Raw genomic sequence first — 21,280 nt, 5'->3', positions numbered from 1 at the left:
ATACTATCACTCTCCTAGAACTGTGATTCTATTTCATCACCCTCGATGATGCGTTCACAGTAATAACACCGCAGGGTCACGGGTTCCCTGGATGTGACATAGAAACGGTTCTCAACACCCTCATCACTGTTGGTTATACAGTTGGGGTTGGGGCACCTGAGTATCCCCCTGACCTCACTTAAAAGCCTTACCTTGGCCTTTTCAACTATTTTATAGTCCCTTATAATGTTTATGGTTGCCCTGGGTGCTATGAGGGCTATCTGATCCACTTCATCCGGTTTCAGTTCCCTGTTCTCTATCTTTACTATGTCCTTGGACCCCAGCTGGGATGAGTCCATGTTCATTGCAACGGTAACCCTGCTCCTTCCATCGGGAAGACCCAGTATGTTAAGGACGTTGAGGGCCCTGTTTGCGGTTATATGGTCAATGACGGTGCCGTTTTTTATGGGTTTAACCCGGAGTTCAACTGGTTTTTTCATTTTGATTACCTTCTCCCCACATTGAAGATTTCAATGAACTTTGCATAAACCGGCCTTGTGATGAATACGCCTATAAGCACACCTATGACCGTGGTGAAGGCGAAACCTGCAAGGAGACCTATACCTGTGGCACCCCTTGAGAACCCGACGTAGGCCAGGGGCAGCATGGCAGCTATAAGGGTGCCGGCGGATGCGAATATTATGAAGAAGGCGTCCTTTATCCGGAACTTCCTCCGGGTCCTCCTGCCATCACCTGCAAGGACCTCATCGGTCATTATGATCTGGTCATCCACACCGGTACCTATAACTGCAAGTATACCTGCTATGGCTGCAAGGTCTATGTTCCACCTTATCACGGCGGCCACACCCAGTGTCAGTATGACCTCGGCCAGTGCCGTGAAGAATATTGGCAGAACAAGGATGGGGGTCCTGTAATGTATTATGAGGATTGCCACGATTGCGAGGATGGCGAGCAAGCCTGCGATGAGGGCGCCCCTCACGAACTGGTCTCCGAGCTCTGCTGATACACTGCTCACACCAACTATCCTTACCTTGACGGGAAGAGCCCCTGATTTCAGCAGGGTCTCAATCTCCTTTGCCTGGGCCTCGGCCTCGGCCCTGCTGTTCTCAGCCCCGGTTATCATGACGTCTGTTGTGGGCCTTCCTGTTGCAACCTCTGCCGAGATCTCGGGTGATGTTATAAGCCTGTCGTCAAGGTACATGTTAACTGGCTGACCCGCTTTACCTCTCGCGGCCTCAGCAAACTTCTGGGCTCCTGATGTTGAAAGCTTGAAGGGGACCTCCCACTGTGTATCTGTGATTATGGGTGCCTGGACACTCACAATATCCTCACCGGTCAGCACGGTTTCATTGCCGATCTTGGCCTCAAATTTACCTGGAGTTCCAACTATCCTTGACACCTGGTCTGGCTGAACACCGGCGATTTCAACTATAACATTCTGATCACCGCTTGCACGGACCTTAACGTCCTTGACACCGAATATGTTAAGCCTCTTGTCAAGTACACTGATTACCGTGTTCATGGTTGCAGAGTCAACGGGTTTTTCAAGCTGTATCTGTATCAGTGACCCCCCGCGGAGGTCAAGTCCCTGCTGGATCCCAAGGGTTGATATTGCAGTGATGCTCCCTGCAACAAGGAGTATTAAAAGGATAACCTGGTAATCTTTAAGGAATTTTGAAACCTTCCTGTTCATGCTTTAGCCTCCAAGTACCACTTCAGAATTCCAAGGTTCATGAGCCAAGTTGTAAGGATGTCCCCTGCAAGGCCTATTATCAGGACCGCGGCGATGTTACTCAGAACCCTGGCCTCAGGTATGATGAATAAAGTGACAAGGTAGAGTGCTGTCATCGAGGCGATGGCCGTTATTGACATGGTAAGGCCGGTCTTCATGGCACCGAATGCCCTCCTGTTGATTTCACCCTTTCGCTGTTTAAGAAGCCTTGTTGTAAGGAGGATGTCTGTGTCCACACTGTAACCGATGAGCATAAGTATCGCACCAATCGATGCCAGTGAAAGGGGGATCCCGAAGACTGACATCCCACCGAGGGCTATTATTATGTCGGATACTGCTGCAAGGATAACGGCCACCGAGGGTATCGGGTCCCTGAAGATTATGAAGACGGTTATGGACATGAAGAGGAATGCGAAGCCTATGGCCCAGTAGATCTGGTTGAGCGCCTGTTTACTGAGCAGGGGACCAACAGACCTGTAACTGTTTATCTTCGCCACCCCATCCAGTGCATCGGTAACCTTCATGACATCCACACCGGTCCCGAACTGGACGGTGACCCTGTTACCTGCAGCTGAGATAACTTTAACATCATCCAGCCCCAGTTTTTCCTTAAGGATTGATTCAAGCTCCGCGTTACTTATACTCTTTTCCAGTGTCAGATCTGCGAGGGAACCCCCCCTTAGATCAACACTCTCATTGAGTCCGTTGAAGACCACGATGAGCAGTGCAATAACTGTGATTGCCACGGGTATTGCTATCAGCGGCCTGTATGATCTGAAGAGTTTATCCATCAAGCATATCACCCTAGGATTCATAGATGAGGAGGTCCTTTTCGGATATAACCCTTAAAGTGTCCTCCTTAACTTCAATGAGTTCTTTTCCACCGGTCTTTATCATGAAAGAGTTTATTATTCTGCCTCCACGGGCCCTTATCTTCTCGCCCATCCTCTCTATAACACCCTCGCCTCCCTGGCGGCTCATGGTTGTGAAGAGGATCACATCCTTACCCATAAAGTTGAGGGTGTCTATGAGGGTTATTACTGCAGGGGCGGGTTTACCGGCCCATGTGGGGGAACCAATGTATATGAGATCATAATCATCCATGTCCACCTTTCCGGGACTTATACGTGTTTTTGATTCCCTCATGGCATCTATTGATGATTTAAAGCTGCTTAGAAATCCTTCACGGTCTTTCAGATCTTTAATTTCTATTATGTCCGCTCCAAGTTCCTCTGCAAGTGTCCTTGCAACCATTGCAGTGTTACCTGTCCTTGAATAATATGTTATGCAGGTCTTCATCATATCACTCTGATCCATCAGCCATTAAAGGGCTTGGGCCTTATTTATAATATAATTTTCTGTCATATTATCACGGGTGCATTCCAGGGAAGTCAAGACCCTCAACCTCATTGAGTCCGCACATGATATTCATGTTCTGGACGGCCTGACCCGAGGCCCCCTTAACAAGGTTGTCTATGGCCGATACTATAACCGCCCTCTGGTTTTCATCAACCTCAAAGCAGCCTATATGACAGAAATTGGATCCCCTGACAGCACTTAACCTTGGGATGCCATCAACGACCCTTACGAATGGTTCCCCATCATAGAATCCCGTGAATATCTCCATCAGCTCATCACTTTCAAGGTCCTCCCTGAGGAAGGTGTGGGCTGAGGTGAGTATGCCCCTTGTTACGGGTACAAGGTGGGGTGTGAAGCTGAGCCTTACCGGGTTTATCCTTGAGAGTTCCTGCCTTATTTCAGGTGTGTGCCTGTGGCTCGTGACATTGTAGGGTATCACATTGTCGCTGCATTCAGGGTAATGGGTGAGTGATGTCGGCTTGACACCAGCACCGCTCACACCGGTCTTTGAATCGATGATGAAGGTGTCTGCGATTTTTTCATAGACAAGGGGGAGGCATGCCAGTATGGCCCCTGTTGGGAAGCATCCGGGATTTGCAACCAGCTGAGCCTTTCTGATTTTCTCCCTGTGGATCTCGGGAAGCCCGTATACCGCATCAAGGGGGTGCTCATGTTTCATGCCGTACCATTCCTCATAGACCCCGGTATCCTCAAAGCGGTAGTCTCCGCTGAGGTCCACCACCATGATGCCCCTTTCAATTATCTCGGGGACTATCTTCATGGATGCCCCGTGGGGCGTGGCCGTAAATATCACGTCCGCATCCATCCTCCCGGGGTCCATGTCCTGGAATTTAAGGTCAGTGTCCTGCAGGTGGGGGTGTACCCTTGAGACAGGAACACCGCTGTACTGCCTTGAAGTTGCATGGACGACCTCAACATCCCTGTGATTTTCAAGTAACCTTAAGAGTTCCCCGCCGGTGTATCCACTGGCTCCGATAATACCCACGCTGATCATATGCTAATCACCTTCACTTCAGTTAAGATAATATATTAATAACTATTAAATAGTGTTTCTGGATGTTTATAGTGTACGGTTCCTTTTCGATGTATTGTATTGAACATCATCTGGACCCTACCGTTAAAGGTATATTATATAGGGATTATTTAAAGGGCAAAAATTTATAAATGTGTGCACAGACATTTTTAGCTGATCATGAGGGGATTTCAAGTGACTTCCCTTCATGCATGGAGGCGGTAAAATTAAGCGTCACTCGATGTTTGCGATGCTGCTACTTCTTGCAGTGGCGGTATTGCCTGCCGGTGTAAGTGCCGTTGACTCAAACACAACGGCTTCAAATGTAACAGCAAATGCAACAAGTAAATCCGTTGCATCCAGCACATCAGCATCCGGTGGTTAACTACACATACAATGAATACGTGCCCTACAAGGTTAGGGTGAAGGTCTCCTACATGAAACCATATACTGTGAAGGTCAGGACCCCTGTTAAGACCTACTACTATAAGAAGGGTAAATACAGGGTCCGCTACGTCTACAGCTACAGCTATGTGACAAGGTACAGAAAGGACTATAAGTGGGTTACAGAGACCCGATACAAAAAGGTTTCAAGGGTTGGCTATGCTAAACTTGGGGATTACCTGCAGGAAACAGATAACTGCCAGGTTTCAGATGATGAAATAGTTTCTTTAAGCCAGAGACTCACAGCTAACGCGACTTCAGTCTATGAGAAGGCTGTGAACATTTTCACCTATGTACGTGATAACACCGACTACAGTTTCTACTACAACACAAGGTACGGTGCCATCGGGACACTCAGGTACAGGACAGCCAACTGCTGTGACCACACACCTTCTGGTGGCTCTTTCAAGGGCTGCAGGGATACCCGCAAGGTACATGCATGGAAACTGTGTCTTCAGGAGCGGGAACACCTATGGGCATGTCTGGGGACAGCTGTATATCAATGGAAAATGGTATGATGCTGATGCAACAAGCTTCTCCAATACACTGGGATCAATAAAGAACTGGGACACTTCAAGCGTATTCATAAAGGGTGTTTATGCTGAATTACCCTTCTAAAATACACACCCCTTTATTTATTTTTAATGGTTTCTGAGTGCAGGAGTTTAACAGTTTCTGAGGGAGTTCTCATCAAAGTCCATGCTCCTGATTTTTTTGATTATCTTGCACGTGCTGTCAAGTTCTGATTTCAGGTATGCGCTGACCCGTTTAACCTCACATTCAAGTCCCCTTTTCCTCAGCTCATCCCTGAGTTCATCAACATCAAATTTCTGATCAGGGCCGATGGCAATGATGTCGGGTTTTATCCTGTGGACGATTTCAAACATGTCGGTTTCACTGCCAAGGTAGGCCTCATCAACGGGTTTAAGCATCCTTACAACTTCAAGTCTCTGCCTTTCACTGATTATAGGTGTTCTCTTACGTGCACGAACCGTTGAATCCCTTGCAAGGACCACAACGAGTTTAGCATCCCTTCCACCGAGTTTCTTTGCCTCCTCAAGGAAGAATCCATGGCCTGGATGGATTATGTCAAAGGTACCTGTAGCCATGACGGTCTTCATGAACCCACCTCATTCATCCCTGATACCCGGATCCTGGTACCTGAGGGCCTCCTGGAAGTCTATTTTTTTCCTGTAGATTGCGGAGCCAATAACAACCCCTGCAACACCTGTTCCACTTAAAAGTTCAATGTCTTTGATACTGCTGACCCCCCCGGAGTACACAACGGGTATTTCAATGGATTCAACAAGTTCAAGGACCGGTTTAACGTCAAAGCCCTTCAGAAGCCCTTCAAAGTCAACATTTGTAAAGAGTATGCTTCCGGCACCCTCCTCCTGGAGCCTTCCAGCCAGTTCCACGGGAGTGAAGGGGACCTTCTCTGTCCAGCCCTTTATCACGACCCTGGAGTCCCGGCTGTCGAGGGAGACCATTATGTGTTCGGATCCGTACTCTTCTGCAAGCTCCTTCACGGTCCCTGGTTTCTCAATGGCCATCGTCCCGATTATTATTCTTTCAAAGCCCATTTCAAGGAGTTTGCCTGCATAGTCACTGTCCCTTATACCTCCACCAACCTGAAGGGGCACAGAAACCCTTTCCACTATCTCCTCAAGGATGTCGGTATTCTTATCTGAGCCGAGGGCACCGTCAAGGTCCACGACGTGAATGGTCTCCGCACCGAGGGACTCCCATTTCTCTGCAACAGAGGCAGGATCATCAATCACCACCTGCTCTGTTCCGGGCTTTCCCTGCACAAGCTGAACGCATTTCCTGTTTTTGATATCCACAGCGGGTATTATAAGCATTCTGTCTTTCTGAAAACTCATCCTATCACTGCCACCATTACTTTTAGGGTTAGGTTCACACCCTACATCCATGAGCATAACCAGATGAAAAGATATTTAGGAATCCATAGGATAAATATAACAGTAGAGATATGTGGGTGGAAACTGCTGAAGGCAGGATCATCAATGTGATAAATGTAACAGTAGATGCAGGGGACGCACCATGCAGGGGTTAAGGGGGATAATTTCACACTACCGTAAACTTTCAGACAGGGAGATAATGGCTGAAACCTCCAACGGCATCCTTATGGGTCCCAGGAAACCATTAAAGGATAAAATAGAGTTCAAAGACCTTATGAAGCCAGAGAGGAACTTCTTTTCAGAATCGGAACATGATGCTGATTATGTCTCAAGCTTCCGGTTCGGACACTTCAACATTCCGGACATAATTGCAGGATCCGCCAGGGGGGTCTCCTACATTGGAGGGATGAACCTCGGTTCAGGTCTTATCAGGGAGGGACTCGTGGATGACCTGGAATCCCTCAGGGATTTCATGGTTGAAAAGAAACTGGGGATCCTGGATGTTGTCTCCAGGGAGGAGGATGAACACCTCAGGATGGATGTGAGGGTCTATGAGTGCATAGAGTGTTCGGGCCTTCCAAACATCGGGAGACCTATCTGTTTCTTTGAAGCGGGTATTATCAGCGGCGCCCTCTCAGAGATCCTTGGTTTAAGGGTTGATGCCTATGAAAGGCGCTGCTGGACCAATGGATACTCCTTCTGCCAGTTCGATGTCGTTGCCGAACCATGATCATTTCATTATCTACCATTCCAGTAGAGTATGAATACACCTGCCAGCATCACAGCCCCTGAGATACCATCCAGGACTGTTAATGGCTCCTGGAGTATGATGGCTGCGAATATGGCTCCAAAGAGTGAGGATAATGGAAAAAGAGCCCCCACCATTGATGCGCCAAGCTCCCTTATTGCAGTGTAGATCAGTATAAATGAGCAGCCAATACTGAATACAGCCACGGCGAGTGCATATGGAACCATATGCAGGGGCATTCCAGGGTTAAAACCAAGGAGGGGGATAAGGAGCAGGAGTATAACTCCGCCAAAGAGGCTTTTAATTCCAGATACGAGTACCAGATCCCTCTTTTTACTTAAGAATTTACTGAGAACGGTGTCAAGGCTCCAGAAAAAGGCAGCCCCGATAACAAGGATATCACCCATCAGGATCATGTCGACATGGGGGATGTGGCCATCCGTTACGAGGAGCACTGCACCGGTTATAATAAGTAATATGCCTGTGATATCCTTTGACCTGAGCACCTCCCTGAAGATGATGTAACCCAGGATGATTATGAACAGGACCTCAACGTTCAGAAGAAGTGATGCATTAACCGCCGTTGTATCGTTAAGACCATTGAGGAAGATTATGGGGGCAATCACCGTTCCAAGGAGGGAAGTGATAAATAGTACAGCATAGTCCCTTCTGGTGATATCACTTTCTGAAAGGGTTTCACTGTTGAGTATGCTGATTATACGCTCACCGAGGGGAGACTGCCGGACTGAAAACAGGAATAAACCTGCAATGATGTAGGTGTAGGCTCCAATAGTGACAGGGTGCATCTCAGAGAGCATGATCTTGTCAAGGGTTGCTGAAATCCCAAAGAAAATCGTTGCAGTGATGATACTCAGATAGCCCCATAGACGTTTCATTATAACACCCCATCATCCCATACTGTAACTTGATGTTCAGGTGTCAGCTTCAGATAACATGGAGATTTGTACAGTAGGAGATTACCGTTTACATGTTGGACCACATACTGTTATTAGTTATTGCCCTATAAAATCTGATCCATATGCTACATCAATTACAGGAGGGTGACCTGTATGAGGAAGATACTCTTGAGGGTTGCATACATCGGGACAGGTTATCATGGATTTCAGAGACAGCCAGATGTGCCGACAGTAGAAGAGAAGCTCCTGGACGCCCTTAAAGAGGCGGGTCTCATTGAGGGCCCCTGGGATTCGCGCTTCCAGATAGCTGGAAGAACAGACAGGGGTGTTCATGCCCTAGGGAATTACGTGACCTTTTTCACAGAGGAGGATGTGAGGGTTAACCAGATAAACGACCTTCTACCTGCAGATATAAGGGTGCTTGCATGGGCCTCAGTAATGTACCCCTTCAAGGTCAGGTACCCCCTGGAGAGACATTACAGGTACATCCTCCACAAGGACCATGTAGAGAAGCTTGATGCAATGATGGAGGCTGCAGGGTACTTCAGGGGGACCCATGAGTTCAGCAACTTCTCCAAGAGGTCTGAAAGGAACCCTGTGAGGAAGGTTAATGATGTCAGAGTATCATCCTCTGGGGAGGCGGTAGTCATCGATGTTTACGGTGAGAGTTTCCTCTGGCAGATGGTCAGGAAGATGGTCAGCGTACTTTTAAGGGTCTCAGGTGGTGAAATGTCACCTGAAGAGGTGGCTTCACTCCTCGATACAGAGGAGCGAATATTCATAGAACCTGCACCGCCGGGGAACCTCATACTAATGGACATGAAGTACGGGGTTAAGATAAAGCTCCGCCACGATGAATATGCAATCAAGAGGTTCATGTCACAGCTTGAAGCAGAATTCATGGAATACCGGGACATGTCCATGGTAAGGGGCGCAATGCTTGATGCTGCAGGGGAACTAAAGCAGATGTTACCTGAAGATTAACCCAATCAGGAATCATGGAAGTGAATGTACCTCTCCGGAAGTGTTTGTGTATCTGGAACTCTAAATGTTGGTGTCGGGTCCCTTTTGTGGGACTGTTTGTGTATCTGGAACTCTAAATGTTGGTGTGGGTTTCTCTGCGGAGTCTTTGTGTGTCCCGAAACTCTAAATATTTTATTGGACAGAGTATCATTCACAAGCACAGCATGGAAATATTATGGAGGAGTAATAAGCTGCAGGATAAAGGCCCTGAAAGATTTGAAAATGGAAAACCCTTCATCATTGCAGGCATCGACCCGGGACTCACGGTCGGACTTGCAATAATTGACCTCAGGGGCAGGCTGCTCTACCTGGGGAGCATGAAGGAGGCCTCAAGATCGGATATTATAAACAGGATAATAGAGCATGGAAGGGCGATCGTGGTGGCATCAGACGTCCACCCGGCCCCTGAAGCCGTTAGAAGGATAGCTTCAATGCTCAATGCAAAACTTTACACTCCTGAAAGGGTCCTGACGATATCATTCAAGAACGAGCTTGTATCGGAGTTCCTGAGCGACTCAGAATCCACCCCTGAGAACTCCCATGAAAGGGATGCCCTTGCAGCAGCGGTAAGGGCCTACAGGCACCATGAAATGAAACTCAGGCAGATCGAAAAAAAACTTGAGGATCTGGATATAGGTGAGGCTGATGAACTGAAGATCAAGGGCCTTGTTATAACAGGTAAACCGGTAGCAGAGGCCATAAAGCTTGTAACCGACAGGCAGGAACCCGTGGAGGTTATCAGGGAGCAGGCGGGGGAAAAACCAGAGGCTGACATAGATAAACTTAAAAGGACCCTGAGGACCCAGAGGTCAACCATAAAGCACCAGAGGCTGCTTATCGAGAAACTTGAAAATGAAAACAGGTCACTCAAAAAGAGGATCCGGGAACTGAGGGATGAGAAGTCAAGGCTGAAGTCAAAGCTTGATAGACTCCACTATGAATACTCAAGGGACCTTCTACTGAACAGGGAACTTTCCCATAAGCTCAAGGTCATAGACAAGCTCCAGAAGAAGTACAATGAGGAAAAATCCAGGAGGATGGCCCTTGAAAGGAACCTGGACTCTCTCCTTAGGATAAGGGACATGGAGTTTTCACCTGATAAAACACCGGTCAAGATAATTGACACCTTCACAAGGGACGGGATCAGGAGGGCATGCTCGAAGTGGAAGATAAAGAGGGGTGACGTCCTCCTCCTGCGAAGCCCGGAGGGTGGAGGTTCACAGACAGCAAGCATACTGCGGGATATAGGTCCAAGGGCAATAATCACAGAGGATAAAATGTCACACCAGGCCCTTGAGGTCCTTGAAGACGGCGATATCCCTGTAATATCTGCCAGATCAATCGATGTAGAAATATACAACGACTTCGGTTCGGTCAGAACTCAAGATTTAAATACTGAAATAAAAAAATGGAAAAACAGATTGAATGAAAAGAGAAAGAAAAGGGAAGAAGAAGAGCTACTTAAACTGATAGATCAGTACAGGGCTCAGAGAAGGAGAAAATAAAAAATGCATGATGTGATTGACATGAAGATAGCTGTTGTTCTTGGAACAAGACCCGAAATAATCAAGATGGCGCCGGTCATAGATGAAATCAGGAGGCGCGGCCTTGAATTCACACTCATCCATACAGGTCAGCACTATGACCATGAAATGTCTGACCAGTTCTTCATCGACCTTGAACTCCCATCACCTCACCACAATATAGGGGCCGGGTCAGGGAGCCATGGTGAAATGACTGCAGAGATGCTCAGGGGCATAGAGGAGGTCCTTGCAGAGGAAGAACCTGACATAGTAATGGTCCAGGGGGACACCAACGCGGTACTTGCAGGTGCCCTTGCAGCGGTGAAACTCCACATCCCGGTGGGGCATGTTGAAGCTGGCCTCAGATCCTTTGACAGGACCATGCCAGAGGAGATAAACAGGATGGTTGCAGATGCCTGCTCAAAACTCTACTACGTCCCGACTGAGGAATCAGGCATAAACCTCCTCATGGAGGGCGCTGACCCGGATAACGTCTTCATAACAGGGAACACCGTGGTCGATGCATGTTTAAGGAACATTGAAATCGCCTCCAGGAGTTCAGAGGTCCTTTCAGGATTTCAGGATGATGAGAAGCTGGTGGTGCTCACCCTCCACAGGGCAGAGAATGTTGATAACCCTGAGAGGCTCAGATCGATCATTGAGGCTGTCCTTGAACTCAGGGAATTCAGGATAGTATTCCCTGTCCATCCAAGGACAAGGAAGAACCTTGAGGAGCAGGGACTCTACAGGAAGCTCATGGAGGCTGACCATGTCTCCATCCATAAACCCATGGGTTACCTTGACTTCCTTCTCCTGCTCTCAAACTCATTCATGATCCTGACTGACTCAGGGGGGCTCCAGGAGGAGGCCATAACATTCAATGTACCCTGCCTGACACTCAGGTACAACACAGAACGTCCCGAGACCGTTGATGCAGGGGGCAACATCCTAGTGGGAGCAGACAGGGATAGAATCATATCAACGGCCAGGAAGATACTGGAGGACCCTGAATTCAGGGACAGGATGATGGAGGCTGATAACCCCTACGGTGATGGTCACGCATCAGAGAGGATACTTGATGAAACCATTAGGCTTTACAGGGAGGGAAGACTTGGAATGGAGCCTCCCCGTGAGGTTACAGGGTCTTTCAGGAGGAAACTTGTCCGGGTTGATGAGGACGTCACGGCAGGAGAATTCAGAAGGAGACATGATGCGGTTATAAGGATGATATACGATTGTGAGGGGGAACCCGTTTTCCCTGCTGAAGGGGTGAACCTTAGGGGAACCCATGTCCTTATTGAGACGCGATAATCAGGGAGGTATTATCTTGGATGATTACAGGATAGCAGTATTCGGACTGGGCCACATAGGTCTTCCAACGGCAGCACTATTTGCAAGGGCAGGATTCAATGTCACTGGTGTTGATATAAACAGTGAGACCGTTGAAAAGGTGAACATTGGAAGATCACCCGTAATGGAGCCCGGACTGGAGGAACTCGTCATGGAAGTCGTTGGAATGGGGAGGCTCCAGACGACCACAGATGGTGCTGGGGCTGCAAGAAAATCAAATGTCATGATAGTCGTTGTACCCACACCCGTAAACAGTGATAAAACCTCAGACCTCTCCGCGGTCATATCAGCAGCCGAGACCATCTCAAAGGGTCTTAAAAAAGGGGATCTTGTTATAGTGGAGAGCACGGTGCCCCCTGGCGCATGTCAGGAGGTCGTACTGCCCATACTTGAAAGTACGGGTCTCAGGGTTTCAGAGGACTTCGGCCTTGCCTACACACCGGAAAGGGCCCTCCCCAACAACACCCTCTATGAAATGCAGCACAATGCAAGGGTGATAGGAGGGATTGACAGGAAGAGTTCTGAGAGGGCGGCTGAACTCTACAGGAGGATGACCTCGGGTGAGGTGATAATTGTTGATGATATAATGACAGCTGAGATGGTTAAGCTCATGGAGAACACCTACAGGGACACCAACATCGCCCTTGCAAATGAACTGGCCGTCATATGCGAGGCCCTTGGCGTGGATGCCATAAGGGCAATAGAGGCAGCCAACCACCACCCCAGGGTCAACATACACACACCGGGTCCGGGAGTGGGCGGCCACTGCCTCTCAATAGACCCCTACTTCATAGTTGAAATGGCCGAGAGAAGGGGTGCCGAGGCCCGCCTTATAAGGACAGCCAGGGAGGTCAATGAATCAATGCCCTTCCATGTCCTTGAAATCATCAGGGATGCCCTTAAGGCTGCAGGCAAGGATCTTAGGGGTTCAAGCGTCGGTGTGCTTGGAGTTGCATATAAGGGTGATGTTGCGGATGCAAGGGAGACGCCATCAAAGCCACTTGTAGCATCACTGCTTGCAGAGGGCGCTGAGGTACTTGTAAATGACCCCCATGTTAACCCTGAATTTATAAGATCCATGGGTGCCGAGCCCGTCACCCTTGAGGAGGCCCTTGACTCGGACTGCGCCGTCCTGATGACGGACCACAGCGAATACCTTGATATAACCCCCGAAATGATAAAGAGGGGAATATTCATATGCACAAGGCCCGTGCTGGACCCTGAAAGGTTCAGGGAGGCTGGTATAACCTTCAGGGGTGTGGGGCGTCCTTGAAGCTCCTTGTATTTGAATACGCCACAGCCTCAGGTATTGATGACCCTGAGATATTCCCTGAGGGGAAATCAATGCTCGAGGCCCTTCTTGCAGACTTCAGTGAGTTTGATGTGGAGTTCCTGCTCTCGGAGAGGTTCTCTGACATTGAACTGAAATCACCCTTCAGTCCGGTACTCATCGACACCCCCATTGATGCATGGCTCAGGGAGAACCTTGAAGGCTTCGATGCATGCATATTCATAGCCGCTGAGGAGGACATGGAACTTTACAGGCTGACAAGGATCATTGAAGACTCAGACGTGCTTCTCCTGGGATCGGACTCGGAGGCTGTGCGATTGTGCTCGGATAAATCAGAGACCTTCAGGGTGCTCAGGGGAAAGGTGCCGCTTCCAGAGACCTACGGTACAGATGATCTCGGTGAAGTGGACTCCAGGGTCATAGTGAAACCATCCGATGGAGTAGCATGCCAGGGCATAAGGATACTTGAACCTGGAGAAGGGATCGATGTCCAGGATAACATGATAATCCAGGAGTTCATTGAGGGGGAGGCTGTGAGCGTCAGTCTGCTGGCAGATGGCAGGAGGGCGCTGCCCTTCAGCCTTAATAAACAGAACATCATCATGAATAACGGTTCACTGGAGTATGATGGTGGATACACACCCATGGACCATGAGATGATGGAGGAGGCCTTCAGGGTGGCCGCCAGGGCGGTCGAGTCAATAGGGGGTCTGAGGGGATACGTTGGAGTTGACCTTATCCTTGCAGACAGGCCATACCTTATTGAGATAAACTCAAGGATAACAACACCCTACATAGGCCTCAGAAGACTCACTGACAGGAACATGGGGCGCATGATAATCGATGCTGCAGGGGGCAGGCTCCCTGATAGGGTTGAGCTCAGGGGAAGAGCATCATTCAGGAAGGGACCCTCAGGGATGCTGGTCCGTGTTGAATAGATGAATCAGGCTTAAACTGGAACCTGGAATTTTATGACATAATATTGGGTTGATTTCATGAAGATCGCCGGATTTGATATTGGAGGAGCAAACACTGACATGGCCATAATAGAATTTGGCAGTGATGGTGAGATGGAGAAGGTGAGGGTGGACTTCAGGTACCTCCCGATGTGGCTTAAGAAGGATGAACTCTCAGAAACACTCCTGGAGATGATTGGAGATGACATCCAGGACCTTGACGGTGTTGGGATGTCAATGACAGCAGAACTGGTTGACGCCTACCCGAGCAAGGCCATGGGCGTTATCGACATCGTTGACAGGGTTGAGGGGACCTTCGATGTGCCGGTGGCCTACGTGAGCCTATCAGGCATGGTTGATGCTGAGGGGGCGGTTTCAGACCCCATGAACATCGCAGCGGCGAACTGGGTTGCCACCTCCCAGATAGCCTCTGCAATGAGCAGCGACTGTATAATGGTTGATGTGGGCAGCACGACAACAGACATAATACCGATAAAGGACGGCTTCGAGGCTGCGAAGGGACGGAACGACCTTGAAAGACTCGGAACAGGTGAACTGGTCTACACGGGGACCCTGAGGAGCAACGTGGCAACCATAGTTGACAGGGTCCCCCTGGGGGAGAGATGGTTCAGGGTTTCCTCCGAACTCTTCGCCATCACGGCTGATGTGCACAGGGTCCTGGGAAACATCAGGGAGGAGGACTACACCTGCAGCACGCCTGATGGTGCGGGCAGATCCCTTGAGGACTGCATGCTGAGGATCGCAAGGGTCCTCTGCGCGGACCTTGACCTGCTCCAGCCAGAGGAGATCCTTGAAGTATCGGAGTACATATACCATCAGCAGATACTCAGGATAGCGGAGGGGATTGCAGAGGTATCGGAACGTGAAAACCTTGAGGAGGTCATAGCCACTGGCCTTGGAATGAACGTCCTTGCTAAAAGGGCTGCTGAGGTACTTGAACTTGACTGCAGGACCATGGACGAGTTCCTGACTGAAGCGGAATGTGTTGTGGCCCCAGCCGTCGGCACAGCCCTTCTGATGGAGGATTACCTCCAGGACTGATTTGGATGGGAGGTCAGGTTTGAAGCACTTAAAAATTTTGATCTTCATCATTTTACTGTTACTGGCACCCCTTGTCCTGATGAACCTTTCAGATCACAGCCTCATAGGAGAGGATGGTAGGGGATACGTTACAAGGGATATTTATGCCCATTACGGTGATAGGGACCTGAAAATAGCTGTTGTGACAGGGATACACCCGCGGGAGACTGTTTCCATTGCACCGGTCCAGTGGGCTTCAAGGGTATTCGCCCTCCTACCTGTTGAGGTTGTGCTCTACACCATAGTAGTTGAGGACAGCCCCATGGACTTCAGCAGGGGAAGGGCCAACGGGGAGGGCCTTGCAGCCACCTACATACTCCAAGATATAAAGGGATCTGACTGTGACCTTGTCATAATCGCCCACGCCCATAAACCCGGTTATGGTGAGGGCTTCTACGTTGCAACCCCCCAGATGGACGCCGCATCAGTGGAGATCGCGCGGAGGCTTGAGGGGGCTGGATTCAACTATTACCCTGTCCCATCAGGGACACGTTACAGGAGTTCATCCGGGAGGCTATTCTCAAGGCCCCTTGCAGCCGCAGGCTACCCCACCCTGGTCTATGAGGTCCCTGAGTGGTCTTCATCATGGGAGGTGTTCATGAAGACACTTAAACTCCTCATGGTCTCGGGTGAGGACCTTAAATGATGCCCAGTTCCAGTTTTTGAGCCGGAACCCTTATCCCCTTAATCTCGAGGGGGCTGATGTTAAATGTAAAAAGGAACTGATGGTCTGCTGAAGAGAATCATGGCTGAAGGTTCTTCAGTACCAGACATCCTTCATACCCATGAGGTATGCTACTATATTGGCTGAAAGGTGAAGCACCACGGTGATTACCATTATAAGGACGATATAATATAGCGGGAGGTTTACGAGGGGTGAGACAAGCAATAGGGCCCCGAATACAAAATCAAGCTGGTCAAGGATGGGGGCGGGACGCCCTCTCTCTATACCAATCCTCCTTTTAATGAAACTTCCAGCAGCATCACCCAGAAGGGCTCCAAGGCCAAGTAGCAGACCAGTAAGTGCACATGCAAGCACCGAACCTGAGATGAAACCCTGAAGTCCTCCCACAATTAGACCTACACATGTCCCTGCACCTGTACCCCTCCAGGTTGCCCCGTCTCCTATGAGACGCTTGCCATCGGCAAGGGCGACCCCCATATCAAGGGGTTTACCCCCACCAAAGACAAGGGCACTCATATTGGCCAGGTAGGCCGGCAGCATAAAATATATTACATGGAGAACATCTATAATATTGATGATATCGGTATTCAAAGCTACACCTCACATAAATTTTATTAGGATCATCGTAAAAACACCATTAGGTATCAGTTTAGAGACTATGAATCTGTAATTTCACAGATCAGCTATATAATCTTTGCCGATGGAAATTGATGATTTTTTGATACTCAGATTAAACAGGTGACTGTTGTGGTAATAAAGAAAACAAAGAGCCTATGCCCCGAATGCCTCAGACCGGTTGATGCAGAGGTCCTTGAGGAAGAGGGCAGGGTTCTTATAAGAAAGGAATGCCCGGAACATGGAGACTTTGAAAATGTTTACTGGAGCAATTCCAAGATTTACAGGAAGGCAGAAGAATACGATGAGGAGGGTGAAGGCCTCTTAAATCCACAGACAGACCCCCTGAAGGGCTGCCCCCTTGACTGTGGGCTCTGCCCGGAACATAAGAGTCACACGGTCCTTGGTCTTATTGATGTCACCAATCGATGCAATCTTAAATGTCCCATCTGTTTTGCCAATGCAGCCGTGTCAAATTACCTCTATGAACCGGAATACGAAGAAATAAGGGAAATGCTTCGCAACCTTCGAAGGAACAGGCCGGTCCCGACACCTGCGATCCAGTACGCCGGAGGAGAGCCCACGGTAAGGAAGGACATAGTCGACCTTGTGAAACTCGCAAGGGAAGAGGGATTCACACATGTCCAGATAGCCACAAACGGCGTGAGACTTGCAAGGAAGCCCGAACTAGCCGCTGAACTCAGGGAGGCAGGACTCAACACGGTTTACCTCCAGTTTGATGGTGTCACAGAGGAGCCCTACATCGTATCAAGGGGTAAGAATCTTCTTCCACTGAAGCTGCAGGCCATAGAGAACTGTAGAAGGGCAGGGCTAGGGATAGTACTTGTGCCAACCCTGGTAAGGGGCCTTAACGATGACCAGGTCGGGGACATCATACGCTTTGCAGTTGATAACATAGACATAATAAGGGGTGTTAACTTCCAGCCAGTGTCCTTTGCAGGAAGAACACCCGCCGACAGGGTGGAGGAGCAGAGGATAACAATACCCGACTTCCAGAAACTTGTAGAGGCCCAGACAGGCTCAGAAATAGCAGTCGATGACTTCTACCCGGCATCATCTGTACGTCCCATATCTGATTTCGTAGCTGCAATTGAGGGAGAACCCCAGGTTACATTCACATGCCACCAGCACTGTGGAACAGCGACCTACATATTCATAGAGGATGACAGGATAATCCCAATAACAAGGTTCATTGACGTTGACAGGTTCTTCGAGGTCCTTGAAAAGGGTAAAGAGGAGATTGAGAAGGGAGGAATAGCTGCAAAGGCGAAGGTAATTGCAAGGTCAACCATTGAACTCCCGAAGACCCTTGACAAATCAAGGGCACCTGAATCAGTGGATATAAAGAGCATACTCACATCAATCTTCAGGGAGAGGTCCTACAGCGCCCTCGGCGAATTCCATTACAACACCCTCCTGATTTCCTGCATGCACTTCATGGACCCATGGAACTTTGACATAGAGCGGGTTAGAAGGTGCGTGATTCACTATGCACTTCCAGATGGAAGAATAGTCCCCTTCTGTACAATGAACTCCATACACAGGCAAAAGGTTGAGAGGCAGTTTGCAAAACCCTTAAAACCATCAGACAATTAGGAGTGGTAGTCGAATTGATAATAAACACACCATCCCGACTCCACCTGACCCTCATAGACCTCAACGGTGAGAGGGGCCGCCTTGACGGTGGAGTCGGGATCACCATAAAAGAACCGGAACTGGTAATAAGGGCAGAAGAATCCGATGCCACGATGGTTAAATTCCCCCATGATACCTCTGAGGCACTGCAGCGGGAGTACGCCTCAAAGATAGGGGATGCTGCCGAGAGGACCCTCAAGTACCTTGGGAGTGATGAGCACTTTTTATTCAGTGTCGAGGAGATGTTCCCATCCCATTCAGGGCTGGGTTCAGGGACCCAGATAGCCCTTGCAACCGCAAGGCTCATAGCAGAGCACCATGAGGTGGAATTAAATGCAGAGGAGCTTGCCAGGATAGTTGGAAGGGGAGGGACATCAGGCATCGGCGTGGCATCCTTTGAGTATGGTGGATTCATAGTTGATGCCGGTCACAGCAGGAAGGAGAAAAAGGATTTCCTGCCGTCATCTGCATCGACAGCCTCACCACCCCCTGTCATTGCAAGGTATGAGTTTCCTGAGGACTGGAAGATCATCATTGCAATTCCCGATATAGACAGGTCGGTCTCGGGGAGGAGGGAGGTTAACATATTCCAGGAATACTGCCCCTTACCCCTTTCAGAGGTTGAGAAGCTCTCCCACATCATCCTCATGAAGATGATGCCGGCCGTTCTGGAGGGTGACATAGAATCCTTCGGTGAATCAGTAAACGAGATACAGACAACAGGATTCAAGAAGATCGAAAGGGAACTTCAGGATCCACTGATAGACAGGATAATAGATAACATGATATCCGCAGGGGCACATGGTGCAGGTATGAGCTCCTTCGGCCCGGCGGTGTATGCGGTCACAGACGAGAACCCCGGGGACGTGCTGGGGGCTGCAAGGGAAGCGATGCCCGGGGGCCAGGCATTCATAACAGGCGGCCGTAACAGCGGTGCCATGATAGGTAAAGGAGGCATACCATGAATTCAGTGATAAAGGGAAGGGTTTGGAGATTCGGTGATAACATTGACACTGACATAATAATCCCTGGACGCTATCTGAGGACCTTCAGTCTCGATGAACTCGCATCCCACGTAATGGAGGGGATAGACCCTGAATTCGCATCAAAGGTCCGGAAGGGTGACATCATAGTTGCCGGGCGAAACTTTGGATGCGGCTCATCAAGGGAGCAGGCTCCGGTAGCCCTTAAACATGCAGGGGTATCTGCCATCATCGCAGAGTCCTTTGCAAGAATATTCTACAGAAACGCAATAAACATTGGCCTGCCTGTTATAATGGCTGATGTTGATGCAGAGGATGGTGATGAGATCAGGGCTGACCTCAGGGAGGGTGTCATCGAGAATATCACCAGGCAGAAGAAGTACAGGATGAAGCCCTTCAACGATTACATGCTATCCATACTTGAGGACGGGGGTCTTGTGAAACACTACCTCAGGACCCTTGGAGTATCTGAAGAAGATGAGGGGTAATGAAATGCAGTGCCCGATATGCGGATCCACATCATTCAGGGTCCTGAAGAGCAGGACCGATGAATCAAGGACCCGGAAGGTAAAGCACCTGGTGCTTGAATGTGATGAGTGCGGAACGGTCTTCAGGGACAGGCTGGTAATTGAAAATCCCGAGAAACACCGTGTAATCATAAGCGAGCACGGTGAATCCTACAGGGATTACGTGGAACTGTACCCTGATGAGGAACTCTCCACAGGCGACGCCATAACTGTAGGGGGTAAACTTGTTGAAATAACCTCCCTTGAACTCAAAAGCGGTAAGAGGGTTGATAAATCCACAGCATCCGAGGTTGAGACCGTCTGGGCAGCATCCCTTGAGGCCCCTGCAAGGGTGGGTGTATCTGTGGACCTTCATGGCAGGGTCTACTCAAGGAAGGTGGAGGTTGACAGGGACTTTGTATTCAGGGTCGGTGATGTCATGAAACTCGGGGAACACGTCTTCAGGATCAGGGCCATAAAGACATCCGAGGGAATGATAAGGAGAGGCTCTGCAGAGGCACATTCTGTTAAAAGGGTTTACGGCCGCCCTGTTAACCTTCGATTTAAACATGACCTCACAGGCAGGATGATATAATATGCTCTCAGGCTTACAGTGGGGAGAAATGGGTGTGAACCTACGCACAGGCAGGATGATATAATATTTTCTCAGGTCTGATGATTTATTGATATTTACCCGCTGTCGCCAGACAAGATATGGTTCTAAGAGAACAGGTATCAGGGAAGCAGCAATTCAAGTGGTTTGATGATTGATGAGAGAAGGAGGATGGTTCAGGAACTCATTGATAAGGGTTACATAAGGTCAGAGCCGGTAAGGCGGGCAATGGAGAAGGTCCCCAGGGATGAGTTTGTCCCTGAGGAGGAGAAACACAGGGCCTACATGGACATGCCCCTCCCGATAGGTGAGGGACAGACCATATCAGCACCCCACATGGTTGCAATGATTGCAGAGATACTGGACCTCAGGGAGGGGATGAAGGTCCTTGAAATTGGGAGCGGCTGCGGTTACAATGCGGCGGTGATAGCCGAGATTATAGGGAAGGATGGCCACCTCTACACCATTGAGAGGATAAGGTCCCTCTATGAAAGGGCCAGGAGAAAGCTCAGGGAACTTGGCTATGACAACGTGACAGTCATACATGGTGATGGAAGCCAGGGGTGGCCGGAGGAGGCCCCCTATGACAGGATATATGTGACTGCAGCAGCACCCTACGTCCCTGAACCCCTCATGGAGCAGCTGGGGCTTGGGGGTAAACTTTTAATACCTGTTGGTTCTGATAAATTTTACCAGGAACTTGTTTTAATTGAAAGGATCTCTGATGAGGATTACCGGTCAGAGAACCTTGGCGGTGTTGCCTTCGTACCTCTGATAGGTAAACATGGCTGGAAATTCCACTGAAATCATCTCAGGGATCATA

23 protein-coding genes and 1 pseudogene are annotated in these 21,280 nt (G+C 49.3%); 15 read left to right on the top strand and 9 right to left on the bottom strand.

Features of this window, described 5'->3' with window-relative positions; genetic code table 11:
* Positions 1-14: 14 nt before the first annotated feature.
* From pyrI to argC, 5 genes are all read right to left on the bottom strand, one after another.
* On the bottom strand, positions 15-479 hold the full coding sequence (pyrI, locus tag FZP57_RS05860; RefSeq protein WP_074359171.1) for an aspartate carbamoyltransferase regulatory subunit: 465 nt from the start codon (positions 477-479) through the stop codon (positions 15-17).
* Between the two features lie 5 nt (positions 480-484).
* Positions 485-1,693 (bottom strand): preprotein translocase subunit SecD, encoded by a 1,209-nt coding sequence (locus FZP57_RS05855; RefSeq protein WP_191216055.1) that lies wholly within the window; start codon positions 1,691-1,693, stop codon positions 485-487.
* Positions 1,690-2,523 carry a protein translocase subunit SecF gene (locus tag FZP57_RS05850; RefSeq protein ID WP_370518348.1) on the bottom strand — a complete coding sequence of 278 codons (834 nt, stop codon included), beginning with the start codon at positions 2,521-2,523 and terminating at the stop codon, positions 1,690-1,692. Before FZP57_RS05850 ends, FZP57_RS05855 begins: the two co-directional genes overlap by 4 nt.
* 13 nt (positions 2,524-2,536) lie before the next feature.
* A complete protein-coding gene (locus FZP57_RS05845; protein ID WP_074359788.1) occupies positions 2,537-3,031 on the bottom strand; it encodes a flavodoxin in 495 nt (164 codons plus the stop codon).
* 70 nt (positions 3,032-3,101) lie between these two features.
* A complete protein-coding gene (argC, locus tag FZP57_RS05840; protein ID WP_074359168.1) occupies positions 3,102-4,106 on the bottom strand; it encodes an N-acetyl-gamma-glutamyl-phosphate reductase in 1,005 nt (334 codons plus the stop codon).
* A 268-nt stretch (positions 4,107-4,374) separates the two neighbouring features.
* Here argC and FZP57_RS09610 point away from each other — a divergent pair, with 268 nt between their 5' ends.
* Positions 4,375-4,509 carry a hypothetical protein gene (locus FZP57_RS09610; RefSeq protein ID WP_255477750.1) on the top strand — a complete coding sequence of 45 codons (135 nt, stop codon included), beginning with the start codon at positions 4,375-4,377 and terminating at the stop codon, positions 4,507-4,509.
* Positions 4,460-5,186, top strand: a pseudogene (locus tag FZP57_RS05835) (transglutaminase family protein). Before FZP57_RS09610 ends, FZP57_RS05835 begins: the two are co-directional and overlap by 50 nt.
* A gap of 47 nt (positions 5,187-5,233) precedes the next feature.
* On the opposite strand, the gene FZP57_RS05830 reads toward FZP57_RS05835, so the two are convergent.
* On the bottom strand, positions 5,234-5,689 hold the full coding sequence (locus tag FZP57_RS05830; protein ID WP_191216054.1) for an adenylyltransferase/cytidyltransferase family protein: 456 nt from the start codon (positions 5,687-5,689) through the stop codon (positions 5,234-5,236).
* A 9-nt stretch (positions 5,690-5,698) separates the two neighbouring features.
* Entirely contained in the window at positions 5,699-6,451 is a 753-nt protein-coding gene (hisA, locus tag FZP57_RS05825; protein WP_074359786.1) for a 1-(5-phosphoribosyl)-5-[(5-phosphoribosylamino)methylideneamino]imidazole-4-carboxamide isomerase, read from the bottom strand.
* A gap of 181 nt (positions 6,452-6,632) precedes the next feature.
* On the opposite strand from hisA, the gene FZP57_RS05820 reads away from it, so the two are divergent.
* Complete coding sequence (locus FZP57_RS05820; RefSeq protein WP_191216053.1) at positions 6,633-7,220, top strand: V4R domain-containing protein; 588 nt, start codon at positions 6,633-6,635, stop codon at positions 7,218-7,220.
* A gap of 8 nt (positions 7,221-7,228) precedes the next feature.
* Here FZP57_RS05820 and FZP57_RS05815 read toward each other — a convergent pair whose 3' ends face one another.
* Positions 7,229-8,134: a DMT family transporter gene (locus FZP57_RS05815; protein ID WP_191216052.1), complete on the bottom strand. Its 906-nt coding sequence runs from the start codon at positions 8,132-8,134 to the stop codon at positions 7,229-7,231.
* A gap of 174 nt (positions 8,135-8,308) precedes the next feature.
* Between FZP57_RS05815 and truA the strand changes: the two genes are divergently transcribed.
* The 7 genes from truA (at position 8,309) to FZP57_RS05780 (ending at position 16,045) form a co-directional block, all read left to right on the top strand.
* Positions 8,309-9,139, top strand: a complete 831-nt coding sequence (truA, locus tag FZP57_RS05810) for a tRNA pseudouridine(38-40) synthase TruA (protein WP_191216051.1) — start codon at positions 8,309-8,311, stop codon at positions 9,137-9,139.
* Positions 9,140-9,342: 203 nt separating this feature from the next.
* Complete coding sequence (locus tag FZP57_RS05805; RefSeq protein ID WP_191216050.1) at positions 9,343-10,683, top strand: DUF460 domain-containing protein; 1,341 nt, start codon at positions 9,343-9,345, stop codon at positions 10,681-10,683.
* Positions 10,684-10,704: 21 nt separating this feature from the next.
* Positions 10,705-12,012: a non-hydrolyzing UDP-N-acetylglucosamine 2-epimerase gene (wecB, locus tag FZP57_RS05800; protein WP_074359785.1), complete on the top strand. Its 1,308-nt coding sequence runs from the start codon at positions 10,705-10,707 to the stop codon at positions 12,010-12,012.
* A gap of 16 nt (positions 12,013-12,028) precedes the next feature.
* Positions 12,029-13,324 carry a nucleotide sugar dehydrogenase gene (locus FZP57_RS05795; protein WP_191216049.1) on the top strand — a complete coding sequence of 432 codons (1,296 nt, stop codon included), beginning with the start codon at positions 12,029-12,031 and terminating at the stop codon, positions 13,322-13,324.
* A complete protein-coding gene (locus FZP57_RS05790; protein ID WP_191216048.1) occupies positions 13,321-14,280 on the top strand; it encodes an ATP-grasp domain-containing protein in 960 nt (319 codons plus the stop codon). The genes FZP57_RS05795 and FZP57_RS05790 overlap by 4 nt, the downstream gene beginning before the upstream one ends.
* A gap of 57 nt (positions 14,281-14,337) precedes the next feature.
* Positions 14,338-15,360: a hydantoinase/oxoprolinase family protein gene (locus FZP57_RS05785; RefSeq protein WP_191216047.1), complete on the top strand. Its 1,023-nt coding sequence runs from the start codon at positions 14,338-14,340 to the stop codon at positions 15,358-15,360.
* A 19-nt stretch (positions 15,361-15,379) separates the two neighbouring features.
* Positions 15,380-16,045, top strand: coding sequence for a hypothetical protein (locus tag FZP57_RS05780; RefSeq protein WP_074359783.1), 666 nt, complete (start codon positions 15,380-15,382; stop codon positions 16,043-16,045).
* Positions 16,046-16,159: 114 nt separating this feature from the next.
* Here FZP57_RS05780 and FZP57_RS05775 read toward each other — a convergent pair whose 3' ends face one another.
* Positions 16,160-16,675 (bottom strand): CDP-2,3-bis-(O-geranylgeranyl)-sn-glycerol synthase, encoded by a 516-nt coding sequence (locus tag FZP57_RS05775; RefSeq protein WP_191216046.1) that lies wholly within the window; start codon positions 16,673-16,675, stop codon positions 16,160-16,162.
* 156 nt (positions 16,676-16,831) lie between these two features.
* Between FZP57_RS05775 and tes the strand changes: the two genes are divergently transcribed.
* The 5 genes from tes to FZP57_RS05750 all read left to right on the top strand — a co-directional run bounded on the left by tes (position 16,832) and on the right by FZP57_RS05750 (position 21,261).
* On the top strand, positions 16,832-18,316 hold the full coding sequence (gene tes / locus FZP57_RS05770) for a tetraether lipid synthase Tes (protein WP_191216045.1): 1,485 nt from the start codon (positions 16,832-16,834) through the stop codon (positions 18,314-18,316).
* A 14-nt stretch (positions 18,317-18,330) separates the two neighbouring features.
* A complete protein-coding gene (locus FZP57_RS05765) occupies positions 18,331-19,320 on the top strand; it encodes a beta-ribofuranosylaminobenzene 5'-phosphate synthase (RefSeq protein ID WP_074359159.1) in 990 nt (329 codons plus the stop codon).
* The gene (gene hacB / locus FZP57_RS05760; RefSeq protein ID WP_074359158.1) at positions 19,317-19,826 is read left to right on the top strand and encodes a homoaconitase small subunit; all 510 of its coding nucleotides are present in this window, start codon (positions 19,317-19,319) and stop codon (positions 19,824-19,826) included. Before FZP57_RS05765 ends, hacB begins: the two co-directional genes overlap by 4 nt.
* 4 nt (positions 19,827-19,830) lie before the next feature.
* Positions 19,831-20,439 carry an HVO_0476 family zinc finger protein gene (locus tag FZP57_RS05755; protein ID WP_074359782.1) on the top strand — a complete coding sequence of 203 codons (609 nt, stop codon included), beginning with the start codon at positions 19,831-19,833 and terminating at the stop codon, positions 20,437-20,439.
* A gap of 168 nt (positions 20,440-20,607) precedes the next feature.
* Positions 20,608-21,261, top strand: a complete 654-nt coding sequence (locus tag FZP57_RS05750) for a protein-L-isoaspartate O-methyltransferase (protein WP_074359157.1) — start codon at positions 20,608-20,610, stop codon at positions 21,259-21,261.
* Positions 21,262-21,280 lie beyond the last annotated feature (19 nt).

The sequence above is a fragment of the Methanothermobacter sp. THM-1 genome (assembly GCF_009914355.1).
Taxonomy (GTDB): Archaea; Methanobacteriota; Methanobacteria; order Methanobacteriales; family Methanothermobacteraceae; genus Methanothermobacter; species Methanothermobacter wolfei.
Note: the sequence above shows the minus strand (reverse complement) of the source record. Positions and strands in the feature narration are given on the sequence as shown.